At 34.7% G+C, this 13,699-nt stretch carries 13 protein-coding genes; 7 read left to right on the forward strand and 6 right to left on the reverse strand.

Annotated features, from left to right (window positions below; genetic code table 11):
• Positions 1–19: 19 nt before the first annotated feature.
• The 4 genes from FLS47_RS01545 to FLS47_RS01560 are packed head-to-tail and all read right to left on the reverse strand — an operon-like array spanning position 20 to position 4,463.
• A complete protein-coding gene (locus FLS47_RS01545) occupies positions 20–1,297 on the reverse strand; it encodes a M16 family metallopeptidase (RefSeq protein WP_149912640.1) in 1,278 nt (425 codons plus the stop codon).
• Positions 1,287–2,540: a M16 family metallopeptidase gene (locus FLS47_RS01550; protein ID WP_149912641.1), complete on the reverse strand. Its 1,254-nt coding sequence runs from the start codon at positions 2,538–2,540 to the stop codon at positions 1,287–1,289. The genes FLS47_RS01545 and FLS47_RS01550 overlap by 11 nt, the downstream gene beginning before the upstream one ends.
• A gap of 13 nt (positions 2,541–2,553) precedes the next feature.
• Complete coding sequence (hemF, locus tag FLS47_RS01555) at positions 2,554–3,450, reverse strand: oxygen-dependent coproporphyrinogen oxidase (RefSeq protein ID WP_149912642.1); 897 nt, start codon at positions 3,448–3,450, stop codon at positions 2,554–2,556.
• Positions 3,451–3,452: 2 nt separating this feature from the next.
• Positions 3,453–4,463, reverse strand: coding sequence for an NAD(P)H-dependent glycerol-3-phosphate dehydrogenase (locus FLS47_RS01560; protein ID WP_188347328.1), 1,011 nt, complete (start codon positions 4,461–4,463; stop codon positions 3,453–3,455).
• A 118-nt stretch (positions 4,464–4,581) separates the two neighbouring features.
• Here FLS47_RS01560 and FLS47_RS01565 point away from each other — a divergent pair, with 118 nt between their 5' ends.
• Positions 4,582–5,175 carry a sugar O-acetyltransferase gene (locus tag FLS47_RS01565; RefSeq protein ID WP_149912643.1) on the forward strand — a complete coding sequence of 198 codons (594 nt, stop codon included), beginning with the start codon at positions 4,582–4,584 and terminating at the stop codon, positions 5,173–5,175.
• 284 nt (positions 5,176–5,459) lie between these two features.
• Here FLS47_RS01565 and FLS47_RS01570 read toward each other — a convergent pair whose 3' ends face one another.
• Positions 5,460–6,119 (reverse strand): hypothetical protein, encoded by a 660-nt coding sequence (locus FLS47_RS01570; protein WP_149912644.1) that lies wholly within the window; start codon positions 6,117–6,119, stop codon positions 5,460–5,462.
• A 73-nt stretch (positions 6,120–6,192) separates the two neighbouring features.
• Positions 6,193–6,801: a WbqC family protein gene (locus tag FLS47_RS01575; RefSeq protein WP_149912645.1), complete on the reverse strand. Its 609-nt coding sequence runs from the start codon at positions 6,799–6,801 to the stop codon at positions 6,193–6,195.
• An 81-nt stretch (positions 6,802–6,882) separates the two neighbouring features.
• On the opposite strand from FLS47_RS01575, the gene FLS47_RS01580 reads away from it, so the two are divergent.
• From FLS47_RS01580 to FLS47_RS01605, 6 genes are all read left to right on the forward strand, one after another.
• Positions 6,883–7,755 carry a lysophospholipid acyltransferase family protein gene (locus tag FLS47_RS01580; RefSeq protein WP_149912646.1) on the forward strand — a complete coding sequence of 291 codons (873 nt, stop codon included), beginning with the start codon at positions 6,883–6,885 and terminating at the stop codon, positions 7,753–7,755.
• Positions 7,725–8,777, forward strand: a complete 1,053-nt coding sequence (locus FLS47_RS01585) for a glycosyltransferase family 2 protein (RefSeq protein ID WP_223225082.1) — start codon at positions 7,725–7,727, stop codon at positions 8,775–8,777. Before FLS47_RS01580 ends, FLS47_RS01585 begins: the two co-directional genes overlap by 31 nt.
• 116 nt (positions 8,778–8,893) lie before the next feature.
• Positions 8,894–10,915 (forward strand): NAD-dependent DNA ligase LigA, encoded by a 2,022-nt coding sequence (ligA, locus tag FLS47_RS01590; protein WP_149912647.1) that lies wholly within the window; start codon positions 8,894–8,896, stop codon positions 10,913–10,915.
• Positions 10,916–10,941: 26 nt separating this feature from the next.
• Positions 10,942–11,817 carry a 4-hydroxy-tetrahydrodipicolinate synthase gene (gene dapA / locus FLS47_RS01595; protein ID WP_149912648.1) on the forward strand — a complete coding sequence of 292 codons (876 nt, stop codon included), beginning with the start codon at positions 10,942–10,944 and terminating at the stop codon, positions 11,815–11,817.
• 156 nt (positions 11,818–11,973) lie between these two features.
• Positions 11,974–12,381 carry a hypothetical protein gene (locus FLS47_RS01600; protein WP_223225083.1) on the forward strand — a complete coding sequence of 136 codons (408 nt, stop codon included), beginning with the start codon at positions 11,974–11,976 and terminating at the stop codon, positions 12,379–12,381.
• 16 nt (positions 12,382–12,397) lie between these two features.
• A complete protein-coding gene (locus tag FLS47_RS01605) occupies positions 12,398–13,696 on the forward strand; it encodes a type IX secretion system plug protein (RefSeq protein ID WP_149912649.1) in 1,299 nt (432 codons plus the stop codon).
• The last annotated feature ends 3 nt before the right edge of the window (positions 13,697–13,699 follow it).

A 13,699-nucleotide genomic window follows, 5' to 3' on the forward strand; every position in this document is an offset into this window, starting at 1 on the left:
TGATTTAATATTTTGTTTTCTAAATCTTCCCAACTACTACTTTAAATAATTTATCGTAATCGAAATAACGGATTGCAATATCTTGAACTTTGCTAGCATCCATATTTTTGATTACATCAGAATAATAACTGTAATAATCATTATCTAAACCTGAAAAATAAACTGCTTTAAATTTATCTACATGTGAAAATATGCTTTCCAGACTGCCCAACAACATCCCTTGCATGTAATTTCTCACCAATCCAATTTCGTCTTCCGAAGTTTTTTCTTGGCGCAATATTTCAAATTCTTTCTGAATTTCAGCGAGCGTCTGCTTCGTCACATCAACTCCCACTTCCGAAGCTATGGTAATAAAGCCTGTATGCCTCAGATTTCCGATATACGATCCAATGCTATACGTATATCCCTTTTCTTCACGAATATTACGCATTAGTCGTGAACCAAAAAAGCCTCCAAATAATGTATTTACAAATTGTAAAGCTGGAAAATCAGCATCTCTACGATTGATAGTTAAACCGCCTAAGCGTACAGCGGATTGCAAAGCATCAGGTTTCTCTTCGATGTACAATTCTGTAGTGTAAGAACCAAACTCTAGTCTAGCAGGCTTGTAGAGCTCTTCTTTATTCTCCCATTCTCTACCAAAAAACGTTGAAATCAAATTTTTGATTTTATCATCAACATTTCCCGCAACAAACAAGTTACAATTTGACGGTTGTATTTGTCGACGATATAATGCTAAAATAGCATCACGTGAAATTGAATCATAAATTTCTTCTGTAGGAAGAACACCATATCGCGTACCTTGAAAAACCTCTTTATAAAAATTGCGTCTTGCAAGCACATCATTTTTTTGCAATGATATTTGCAACGATTGCTTATTGTTTCGAATATTTGTGTCCAACTCCGATTGAGGAATAATGGAATTTTGCAAAATATCAGCTAGAATCGGTAATACCTTATCTACGTATTTATGCATCGTGTACACCGTCAAGGAACTTTGGTCAAAACTGTATTCTGGCATTAAATAAGCTCCATAAAAATCAACCGTGTCCGCGATTTCTTTCGATGTCAACGTTTTGGTTCCTTCTTTGAGCATCGAAGAAAGTACAGGATTTAAAATCGCTAATTGCTCTTTCAATAAAATATTATCAAAAGTGAATTCCAATTTTATTAAATCCAAATCAGGAGCCTGGAAAATAAAAGTTTTCAAGCCATTCGGATAAACCAACTTTTCTGGCTCCACAAGGTTAATACCTTTTATCTCTTTGAAATCAGGTGCTATCGTTCTATTCTGCATTTTCCTTCTCTTTTGATTTGTAAAAAAGTGTGGAAGAATTTTCTTTCGAAAACAGCTCCTTAGCTACACGTTGGACATCTTCAGCTGTCACTGCTGCGTATTTTGCGACTTCTTGATTATAATCTTCCGCCTGACTTAGCATTTCAAAAAATGCTAAATTCATCGCTTTATCCAAAATAGATAATTCCGCAAAAAGCATCGTCGATTCTACTTTATTCTTAACCTTTTGAAGTTCTGATTCTTCTACTTTTTCGGATTTAATTTTCTCTAGCTCCTTCCAAATATGTTGCTCAGCTTCCTCTAATGGAACACCAGCTAAAGGTTTGCCTTCAACCACAAACATATTGGTATCTATGCTGCCCATCATATATGCATTAATCTCACTAAAGTGTTGATTTTCTTTTACCAAAGAACGATACAAGCGCGAAGATGAACCCCGAGATAGCAAATCAGAAATCAAATCAGTGGTATAGTAATCTGGAGACAAACGCTCAACTCCATGAAATGCAATATAAATAGCATCTACAGGTACATCGGCCTCTACGATTTCTTGACGCGCCTCCTCTTGTTTTGGTTCTTGCGGCAGATTTCTTTCGTACGCATTTCCTGCCGGAATATCTGCAAACCATTTTTCAGATAGTGCTTTCACTTCTTCCAAAGTTACATCACCAGCTACGACCATAATAGCATTTTGAGGGGTATAGAATTTATGGAAAAATGCTTTAACATCTTCCATTTTTGCATCCTCAATATGTTTCAATTCCTTACCAATCGTTGCCCATCGATAAGGATGAACCTTATAAGCTAGTGGTCGTAATTTTAAATATACATCTCCGTAAGGCTGATTCAGATAACGTTGCTTAAACTCCTCACAAACTACTTGACGCTGAACTTCTAAACTCTGATCACTGAAAGCTAAACTTAACATTCTATCACTTTCCAACCAAAATGCTGTTTCAAGATTATCCGAAGGAAGAGTGATGTAGTAATTGGTAATATCGTTACTTGTAAATGCATTATTTTCACCGCCGACAGATTGCAACGGCGCATCGTAATTCGGAATATTAACCGAACCTCCAAACATCAAATGCTCAAACAAATGGGCAAATCCTGTTTGATCAGGCGATTCATCGCGAGCCCCTACTTTATATAGAATATTCACCACCGCCATAGCCGTAGTATGGTCTTCATGAACCAAAACTGTCAAACCATTATCTAGTTTGAAACGATTAAAATTTATCATTAATAATTGATAATTATACCCACTGAATACCTTTCTTCAGCAAATCTAAAGTTTTTTGCTCTTCTGATCCTGGTTCTGCTTTGAAGTCATAAAACCAATTCGCTTGCGCTGGTAAGCTCATCAAAATCGATTCAATACGTCCATTGGTTTCCAATCCAAATTTAGTCCCTGAATCGTAAACTAAGTTAAATTCTACATAACGTCCGCGACGCAACAATTGCCAATCTTTTTCACGCTGTGTGAAAGATTGATGACGATGTTTATTAACTAACTCAATATATGTTGGTGCAAAAGCTCTTCCCAAATCACATGAGAAATTAAAAATTTCTTCATAGCTCAAGCCTGTTTTTTCGGGAGTTAATTTATCATAAAATACACCACCAATACCACGTGTTTCGTTTCTGTGTTTAATAAAGAAGTAATTATCAGCCCATGTCTTAAACTCAGCGTAGAATGTTTCTTTGTGCTTATCACACACATTTTTAAGTTGTTGATGGAAAAATGCTGCGTCATCTTCCACGACATAATGCGGTGTCAAATCAATACCACCTCCGAACCAACGAATCTGCTCATTCAACTCAAAATAACGAATATTCATGTGAATAATAGGCACATGCGGATTATTCGGGTGTATAACGATAGAAACTCCAGTCGCGAAAAAATCATCCTCATCTACACCAAAGGCCTTTTTTATCGGTTCTGGCAACTTTCCGTGAACAGCAGAAAAATTTACGCCCCCTTTTTCTAAAATGTTACCATTTTGAATAATTCGAGTTCTTCCGCCACCTCCGCCTTGGCGTTCCCAAATCTCTTCTTGGAATTTCGCTCCTCCATCTAATTCTTCAAGCGCTTTTGTTATTTCGTCTTGTATTGTCTGATAAGATGCTGCTATATGTTCTTTTGTCATGATTTTTACGACAATTTCTGTGCTAATATGTTAACTTCTTTTATTGCTGGACTATTATTATACAGGATTTGGTACACCATATGGCAAATCGGCATATCCAATTGATATCGCGCGATAATACCCTGTATACAATTAGATGCATAATAACCTTCTGCTACCATATTCATTTCTAATTGTGCTGATTTCACGCTGTAACCTTTACCAATCATATTACCAAAAGTTCGATTACGGCTGAATTGTGAATAAGCAGTCACCAACAAGTCGCCTAAATACGCGGATGCATTAATGTCTCTTGAAGCGGGATTTATAGCCTCTACAAAATACTCCATCTCGCGGATCGCATTCGACACCAATACCGCTTGGAAATTATCTCCAAAACCTAAGCCATGACAAATTCCACCTGCCAAAGCATAAATATTTTTTAAAACAGCGCCATACTCAATGCCCAAAATATCATCCGAAATAATGGTATTGATGTATCTGCTTTTGTAGAATGAAGCAACTGCTTCGGCATTTTCAATAGTATTACATCCAAAAGTCAAATACGACAACTTCTCTTGCGAAACTTCTTCTGCATGGCAAGGACCACCAATTACAACTATATTTTCTAAGGGAACATTGTACGTGCTTGTCAAGTATTCACCTATTATTTGATTTTCATCTGGAATAATGCCTTTTATGGCTGAAACAATGATTTTGTCTTTAAAATCATCTGCCGTAAGACCTTGCAAAGCATCTTTAAGATAAGCTGCAGGTGTATTTAACACGACAACATCACTCCTATCAAATACAAACTTCACTTCATAAGAAATGTTTTCAAAAGGTATTTTAATTTCGACAGCAGTCAAATAACTTGGATTATGATTATACGATTGAATGTAATCGATATCCTCTTGCTTTCTAACCCACCAATATATATCTTTTTCTGATAGATTGTCTGTCAACATCTTAATCATAGCCGTCGCCCAACTACCACTCCCGATGACACCAATCCTATTTGAAATGTGTTTATCCATACTTTAATGATTTGACAAAGATACTTAATATAAATGTATAGCGGATTCTTAACTTAAATTAATGGAATAAAAATGACTTTAGCTATCTTAATGGAATATTCACGCACAGACAAAAAGCATGACAGAAAAAGATAAGATGATAGCAGGAAAGCCTTACATGGCTTCAGATAGAGAATTACAAAAAGCGAGACTTGAAGCGCAACGCACTTGTTATAGATACAATCAAATTGATCCCAAAAATTATAAAGAACGAAAAGGGCTAATTAGAGGTTTATTTGCAAATACAGATGCATTATTCTGTATAGAACAACCTTTTTATTGTGACTATGGCTTCAATATTAGTATCGGAAATAATTTCTTTTCCAACTATCATTTGACAATTCTAGATTGCGCACCTGTAACTATTGGCGAGAATGTCATGTTTGGACCTAATGTTGCGATTTATACAGCAGGACACCCCATTCATCACGAAATAAGAAATACAGGATTGGAATACGCACTACCCGTAACTATTGGCGACAATGTATGGATCGGAGGAAATACCGTGATAAATCCTAATGTAAATATTGGAAACAATACTGTAATAGGCTCGGGTTCTGTAGTTACCAAAGATATTCCATCAAATGTAATCGCTTTCGGAAACCCTTGTAAAGTGTTGCGTGAAATTACGGAAGAAGATAAAAAGTATTATTACCGCAAACAAGAATTATAAAAAAACCCTGTACGGAGAGTACAGGGTTTACCAAACCAATTATTAACCTAAATATGAAATTATTGAAAATTTTATATTCAAATATTTAATATCAAATAATATGCCAAGATTAAGAATAATTGGAAATAAAAAAGAAACCCCTGAAGCGGAGAGCTTCAGGGGTTACCAAACCAATTATTAACCTAAATATGAAATTATGAATATTAATTTCTACTTATAAAACGCGTATAGCATTCACTTTATTATTTAGATATTTTATTTTAACATTTTTTAACAAATGACTTTTAGTTTGAAGACGGTGTAATAATTTCGACGACCTTGTCGCTGAGTCTAGTTATATCCGATTTTAAGCCGAACAATACAGTTAAAGCATGAAATGGGCGATCTTGTATTCTTGTGAAATGCCCCATATAGCCCACTTCTCCACCAAGAAAGAAACTTTTGAATTTATAATCAGCACCTATCCCCAATTTACCTCCAATAGCAAAAGAACGTTTGTAATCTATTTTGACTGTAGTACCAATTTGCTGTGCACGTGGTTCATTCACCAATCCAAAACTAGGACCAGCATATACATAGGTATTCAAACGTTTCATTTGTTTACGAGTGCCTCCTGCCAAACTTAACATATAGATACTTGAATTACCATTTTCAATTGTATGATTATATTTACTATCGGCAATCTTCTGATCGTAAGCAAAATTAAATGTGTACAACGCTGGATAGAGATAATACTTGGGATTTTTCAAGGAAATATCCAAACCCATACTTCCCGAGAATAATTTTGGAGAAAGTACTTCTTTAGTTTTACCTATTGGTAAAGCAAGTCCAGTTCCTGCAAAATAATAAACCTTACGGTAGTGAATAGTATCAGCTTCCTTTTGCGCATGAGAAATTTGCACAGCGCAAATCAGGCAAATAACAAGTGTTAAATATTTAGACATAAAATACTTTTAGGCTTTATATTCTCATAACAACAACAGGCTCTAAAAGTTTTAGAATGTGATAGCAGATATACTACAAATAATTTTTACTTTGCGGACCTTGATTGAAAATTAAATCAATGATACTTACGTTGGGAATAAATCCAGTTCTTTCCTCAAAAACTTGATAATAAGGTTTAGGATTTACGTAAACTGATTCTTTTTTGGGATGAATTAGATTACGAAAATCTAGCTGATTATAAGTCTTAGAAAATTTTTCTGTAAACTCTATTGTACGTTTTAACTTAAGACATTTTAGTACTAATTCTAACTGCGCAACATTATAGTCGAACAAATATTCGTAGTTCGTATCATAAAGCGCTTTAAAATCATCTTCATAATATTCAAAATAAGCCGAACTGCGGTAAGCTGTCTGAATACTCAACCAATGTAAACGCTGCCAATCGTGATCGTAATTAATCTTGACATCCTTCATAGGCATATGCATTTTGCGCCCATGATCAATAGGCACAACTAAATTCAAAATGCCATTTGCTGTCGCTATTCCAGTTCTATTACGAAAAGTTTGCTTTGGAAAATGCTCATGTTTATCAAGTATGATATTTCCTTCATTTCGTGCAATTGCATGAAAATAAGGCACTGGAGGAAGATAACACGCAGGTAAAATGATTGAATTAGACATATTTGTACTTACTTCTTAAAATTTACCGCAAAAATAAGTTAATTTGAGGATATTTGTAGCATAGAAAAGCAAGATACGTTAATGAGCAAAAGCATCCTTCGATATACATTTTGGAGTTTATCCAAATTACCTTTTGGGTTACTCTACCTCCTATCGGATGTGCTTTACGTACTTATTTACCACGTCTTCGGGTACCGAAAGAAGGTTGTTTTTAAAAATTTAAGAAATTCTTTTCCCGAAAAAAAAGAAGAAGAAATTCAACTCATTGCAAAGAAATTTTACAAAAAATTCCCTGATCTTATCGTTGAGGCAATTAAAATGGCGAGCATCACGGAGCAAGAAGTGATTGATAGAGTTGAATTAATTAATACCGAAGAAGTTTACAGACATTTTGATAGCGGCAAAGGCATCATATGTGTCACCTCTCATTATAGCAATTGGGAATGGGGAATTCATCGCTTGTCATTTATGACTGATTTTCCTCGCTTGGTTATATACAAACCACTCAATAATAAAGATTTTGACGATGTGTACAACGGCATACGTACCCGTTTTGGTGCCACCATGGTGCCTATGAAGCAAATATTACGACACATTGTACGATTAAGAAACTCTCCATATTTCAGTGTCTTCGTAGCGGATCAGACACCAGTATATCAAGATTCAGATTATTACTTGACATTTTTGAATCAAGATTCATTAGTATACACTGGTCCAGAGCGAATTTCAAAAATGACAAATAACCCAATAGTTTTTTGTGAAATCATACCCAAAGAAAAAAGGGGCTATTATTACTCAAAATTCACTACATTGGTAGAAGATCCTTCTGCATATGAACCGTTTGAAATAACGCATATTCACAACAAATACACAGAAGAATTAATTCGAAGAAAGCCCGAATATTGGCTTTGGACGCATAATAGATGGAAAAGACAGCGAAGAGAAAAGGCATGACACATTACCCAAAAGTAGCTATAGTGATATTAAACTGGAACGGTAAATATTTCTTGGAGAAATTTCTACCTTCGGTTTACAACAGTACTTATCCTAATATTGAATTCGTCATTGGAGACAATGCGTCGACGGATGATTCTATGTCTTTTGTCAAAGAAATTTATCCCCACATCCGCGTCATAGAAAATGATCAAAACTATGGCTTTGCTGGTGGCTATAACAAAGTTCTAGAAAAAGTTGAAGCTGATTATTACGTGCTATTAAATTCTGATGTAGAAGTAATTGATAATTGGATTGAACCCGTAATCGACATGATGGAGCGTGAAAATTATGCCGCTGCCCAACCTAAAATTCTTGCCTACCACAAGAAAACACATTTCGAACATGCAGGTGCAGCAGGTGGCTATATAGATGCCTTAGGCTATCCATTTTGTCGCGGACGAATTCTCCATATCACCGAAGAAGATCAAGGTCAATATAATGTTGAGAAGGAAATTTTCTGGGCCACTGGCGCTGCTTTATTTATAAAATCATCTGCTTGGGAAGAAGCGCAAGGTTTTGATGCCGATTTTTTCGCGCACATGGAAGAAATTGATTTATGTTGGCGCCTAAAAAAATTGGGTTACAAAATTGGCTATTGTCCAACAAGTACAGTATATCATGTTGGTGGGGGGACACTAAATACCAGCAATCCGAAAAAGACGTATCTAAATTTTAGAAATAATCTTTTTATGCTACAGAAGAATTTACCTCTTGCAAATGCTTTTGTAGTTATTTTTATCCGTTTATGGCTGGATTTATTAGCCTTAATACATTTTATTATACAAGGAAAAGGCAAAGATGCCTGGGCTGTAAGTCGTGCTCATCAAGACTTTTTTATCAATTTCATTAGAAATTCTAAAAAACGTAAAAAATATTCTGTAATAGAAAACAAAAATGGCATCTATCAAAAATCCATTATTTGGGATTTTTATGTGAATAAAATTCAAAAATTTACTGACTTATCAGCAAATAATTTTTAACCCAACTCAATTCATAGAACATCCAATTTTCGCACTATTCTCCTAGCAGTTATAGTTCATAAAATATTGGTTTCTAAATTATTTTAAGCATTTTAATTTTATTAATTTCGTCGCGTATGTCACAAGATATTCAAGCAAGAATCGAACAATTAACAGCAGAACTTAACGAGTATAATTACCAATATTATGTACTGGCTAATTCCGCTATTTCGGATTTTGACTTTGATATAAAACTCAAAGAACTTGAAAAATTAGAAAACGAATTCCCTCAGTATAGAGATCCAAACTCGCCAACATTGAAAGTTGGTGGTGACATTACTAGCAAATTCAAAACTGTAAAACACCGTTGGCCGATGCTCTCACTGAGCAATACATACAACGAACAAGAGCTACGGGATTTTGATAATCGCGTGCAAAAAGCGATTGGACACCCGGTAGATTATGTGTGTGAATTAAAATTTGATGGACTTTCTATTTCATTGACTTACGAGAATGGAAAATTAGTGCAAGGCATCACGCGTGGTGACGGTGTGCAAGGAGATGATGTGACACAAAATGTCAAAACTATACGTAAGATTCCGCATCAATTGAAAAAATCAGATTTCCCAGAATTATTTGAAATTCGCGGTGAAATCTTTATGCACAAATCAGCTTTTCTGCGTCTGAATAAAGAGCGTGAAGATAATGGCGAGCAAACCTATGCGAATCCAAGGAACTTTGCTTCGGGTACCATTAAATTACAGGATTCAGCAGAAGTTGCCAAAAGACCTTTAGACTGTTTCTTATATTTCTTGTATTTGGAAAACAGAAACAAGCTATTCTCTACACATTGGGAAAGTCTAACGAAAGTAAAGGAATGGGGATTCCCTGTTTCTGAAGAAAGTAAATTATGTGCAAATATTGACGAAGTGTTAGACTTTGTGCATGCATGGGATGTGAAACGTCACGAACTGTCTTACGATATCGACGGAATTGTAATCAAAGTAAATGATTACTCTTACCAAGAAGAACTGGGTTTTACAGCGAAATCACCTCGTTGGGCGACTTCATTTAAATTTAAAGCCGAGCGTGTAGAAACGACTTTGGAGAGTGTAAGCTACCAAGTTGGTCGTACAGGTGCAGTTACCCCTGTTGCAAATTTGAAACCCGTATTACTCGCTGGTACAACGGTAAAAAGAGCTTCCCTACATAATGCAAACGAGATTGAACGTCTTGGATTACACGAAGGAGACACCGTTTTTGTTGAAAAAGGTGGTGAGATTATTCCAAAAATAATCGCTGCAAATCCTGACAAACGATTAGCAGATGCGACTCCTATCCACTACCCTACGCATTGTCCAGAATGTGAAACCGAATTGGTGCGACAAGAAGGCGAAGCTGTACATTATTGTCCAAATGAAAATGGTTGTAAGCCTCAAATTGTAGGTAAAATCCAGCATTACATTGGGCGTAAAATGATGGACATTATGGGGCTCGGTGACGAGACTATTGAGACACTTTACCGCATGAATTTGGTTCGTCATATTTCGGATTTATATTCATTAGCAGAAAAACGCGATCAATTGGTCAACATCGAAAGATTCGGTCAAAAGTCTATTGATAATATGTTGAAAGGTATTGAAGAATCAAAGTCGAAGCCTTTTGAGAAAGTATTATTTGCTTTAGGGATACGCCATGTAGGTGAAACTGTAGCTAAGAAATTGGCTTTTCATTTCAAATCTTTAGATAATATTAAATCCGCGAGCATTGAAGAAATTGCTTCGGTACAAGATATTGGAATTCGTATAGCCGAAAGTTTACACACTTATTTACAAGATGTAGATAATGTAGATGAGCTAAATAAGCTTCAAAACTATGGTTTGCAATTTCAAATTGAAGAAAAAGAAGTGATCCTTGTTGGTGATGGATTAGCTGGAAAAACTTTTTTAATTTCTGGTGTGTTTGTTGATTTTTCGCGTGAGCAATTAACAGAATTGATCGAATCACACGGCGGAAAAATGATAAGTAGCATTTCAGCAAAGCTGAATTATTTGGTGGCTGGCGATAAGATGGGGCCTTCAAAATTAGCAAAAGCAGAAAAATTAAATGTTCCTATAATTTCTGAAAAGGAACTATTACAAATGATTAATCAAGAATAACTTATATAATAAATTTAAAAATCAAAATGACGGAGATTCAAGGAGCAGGTGTAGCGTTGGTTACACCATTTAATGAAGATGGAAGTGTAGATTTTGAAACTTTAGGAAATTTAATTGAGTTTCAAATCGAAGAGGGTATGAATTATTTAGTTTCGTTAGGAACTACAGGAGAGACAGCTACATTAAGCTCTGAGGAAAAGAAGAAGATTTGGAAATTTACAAAGGATAAGGTTAATGGTAGAATACCATTAGTAGCTGGTATAGGAGGAAATCATACGCAGGAAATCATTGAAGCTATAAAAAACTTTGATACAGATGGTTATTGCGCGATACTTTCAGTATCACCTTACTACAATAAACCGACACAAGAAGGTATTTACCAACATTACAAAGCAGTAGCTGAAGCGTCAAAACTTCCAGTTATTTTGTATAATGTCCCGGGAAGAACAGGCTCAAATATGACCGCACAGACGACTTTGCGTCTAGCTAATGACTTTGAAAATATTGTAGCGATTAAAGAAGCTTCAGGAAATTTTGCACAATTCTCAGAAATATTGAGAGATAAGCCCGCTGATTTCTTATTAATTTCGGGAGATGATCCTGCTACATTACCAATGATGGCTTTAGGTGCGATGGGAATTATCTCTGTAATAGGTAATGCTTATCCAAAATATGTTTCTACATTGTCGCGTTTATGTGCAGAGGGCAATTATGTAGAAGCTAGACCAATCCATAATAAATTACTGCAAATTACTGACTTATGTTTTGTAGAAAGTAATCCTTGTGGTGTAAAATATATCTTGCAAGAGCTTGGATTTGGAAAAGATTACGTGAGATTACCATTAGTTCCAATTAGTTCAAATACACAACAAAAAATCAAAGAAGAAATAGTAAATTTGTAAACATTTAGGTAAATGTATATAATGGAGGGCTTCATCTTAGGATGGAGCTTTCCTTTTATAAGCACTTTTATGCTGACAAGTAGAGAAATTTATCGTAAGATGTATCTTAATTATTGAAACATTGTAGTATATTTAAATACAAAAATTACTTCAATTATGGCTGATTCATCGGTACACACACAAAATAAAGGTTCAAAAATGAAATCATTCTTAGGTTGGTTAGTTTTAGTAGCATTTTTAGTCGTTGGAGGCATCGTATATTGGAAATACTATTTTGTCTTTGGCGAAGGCGTTAAATCAGGATATTTAAACTACGCAGTAAAAAAGGGAAATCTCTTTAAAACTTATGAAGGCAAACTTATCCAAGAAGGCTTCGGTGGAAGCCGTACGGGTGTAGTCACTAGTAATGAGTTTGTATTTTCTGTAGAAAGCGATTCTATCTACAGTATATTAGAAAGTAATAGCGGTAAATTCTTCGATCTTCATTATAAAGAGTACAAAGGAGCATTGCCATGGCGTGGTAATACGGTATACGTCGTTGATAAAATAGTTCAAATGAAGTAACTTATTTCTACGTTAAATGATTCAACCTAAATCATTTATATTAAGCGCGTTATTTCTATTATGTAGCTTAAATATTTTTGCGCAAAAGCCAAAGAAGAAACAAGATGATAATCGAACTGTTAAAAACACTTTAATCTATGACAATATAAATTATTGCTCATACATAAAAAGTGTACAGTTGAATCATGTCGATAAAGAAGCTGTATTTCCTATAATTAATTTACAAAATCAAGAATTTTTAAAGATTTCATTTGACGATTTGCGTGCGGATAACCGTGCTTTATACTATAGTGTAGAGCACTGCAATGCTGATTGGTCTCCGAGTCGATTACCGCTATTAGATGCTTTGATTGGGTATGAAGAAGATAGAATATTTGAGATTCAATCATCAAAAAACACATTAACACCTTATACGCATTATTCTTTTGTATTTCCAAATGAAAACAGTAGACCTAAAGTTGCTGGCAATTTTTTATTGAAAGTTTACGAAGATGCGGACAAAGCTAGATTGCTTTTCAGTAGGAGGGTTTATGTTTTAAACGCTTCTGTAAATTTGGATGTAGAAATTCTACCCTCTCCCATTTCTTCTCAAAAATCAAAAAATCAAAAGTTAAATATTACAGTAAATTCGCAACAAGAAATTATTAATCCAGCTGTAAATATGCAAATCCATGCTTTCCAAAATCAGCGTATTGATAACTATAAGATTCTTAAAGATATTTCTCAAATTAGCCCTCAAAAAATCACATACAATCAACCTTCTACTCTAGATTTTAAAGGGAATAATGAATTTAGAACGCTGGATTTACGAAGTATGCGAAGTACCTCATCAGCAATCCAGAATATAATACGCGACACCGTCATCAACGTACAATTGTATAATGACGATAAAGTATCTAACGAAAAATATGAATTTAAACCAGATGAAAACGGTCGGTTTTTCATCCGAAATATAGACTTCGATAATGCTGAACTAGAAAGTGAATACATTTCTGCACATTTTTCGCTAAAAGATTCTGCAAATATTAAAGGAGATATTTACCTTGTGGGTGCATTTAATAATTTCAATACCACTATTGAAAATAAACTCAAGTATAATTCAGAAAGTGGTGAATGGGAAACTAAGCATTTGTTAAAACAAGGCATTTATAATTATGAATACATCCGAAAAAACGGAACTGAGATAAATACAGATTTGTACGCAGGATCATTTTTTGAAACAGAAAATGAATACCAAATACTGGTATATTATCGAAAACCAGGCACATATTGGGATGAAATAATAGGATTTAAAAATATAAATACGATTAAATAATAA

It is taken from the genome of Sphingobacterium cavernae (assembly GCF_008520265.1).
Taxonomy (GTDB): Bacteria; Bacteroidota; Bacteroidia; order Sphingobacteriales; family Sphingobacteriaceae; genus Sphingobacterium; species Sphingobacterium cavernae.

Coding starts and splice junctions, on each gene's coding strand:
- FLS47_RS01545 (WP_149912640.1), bottom strand. CDS start 1,297: ATGCAGAATAGAACGATAGCACCTGATTTCAAAGAGATAAAAGGTATT.
- FLS47_RS01550 (WP_149912641.1), bottom strand. CDS start 2,540: ATGATAAATTTTAATCGTTTCAAACTAGATAATGGTTTGACAGTTTTG.
- FLS47_RS01560 (WP_188347328.1), bottom strand. CDS start 4,463: ATGGATAAACACATTTCAAATAGGATTGGTGTCATCGGGAGTGGTAGT.
- FLS47_RS01565 (WP_149912643.1), top strand. CDS start 4,582: ATGACAGAAAAAGATAAGATGATAGCAGGAAAGCCTTACATGGCTTCA.
- FLS47_RS01570 (WP_149912644.1), bottom strand. CDS start 6,119: ATGTCTAAATATTTAACACTTGTTATTTGCCTGATTTGCGCTGTGCAA.
- FLS47_RS01575 (WP_149912645.1), bottom strand. CDS start 6,801: ATGTCTAATTCAATCATTTTACCTGCGTGTTATCTTCCTCCAGTGCCT.
- FLS47_RS01580 (WP_149912646.1), top strand. CDS start 6,883: ATGAGCAAAAGCATCCTTCGATATACATTTTGGAGTTTATCCAAATTA.
- FLS47_RS01585 (WP_223225082.1), top strand. CDS start 7,725: ATGGAAAAGACAGCGAAGAGAAAAGGCATGACACATTACCCAAAAGTA.
- ligA (WP_149912647.1), top strand. CDS start 8,894: ATGTCACAAGATATTCAAGCAAGAATCGAACAATTAACAGCAGAACTT.
- dapA (WP_149912648.1), top strand. CDS start 10,942: ATGACGGAGATTCAAGGAGCAGGTGTAGCGTTGGTTACACCATTTAAT.
- FLS47_RS01600 (WP_223225083.1), top strand. CDS start 11,974: ATGGCTGATTCATCGGTACACACACAAAATAAAGGTTCAAAAATGAAA.
- FLS47_RS01605 (WP_149912649.1), top strand. CDS start 12,398: ATGATTCAACCTAAATCATTTATATTAAGCGCGTTATTTCTATTATGT.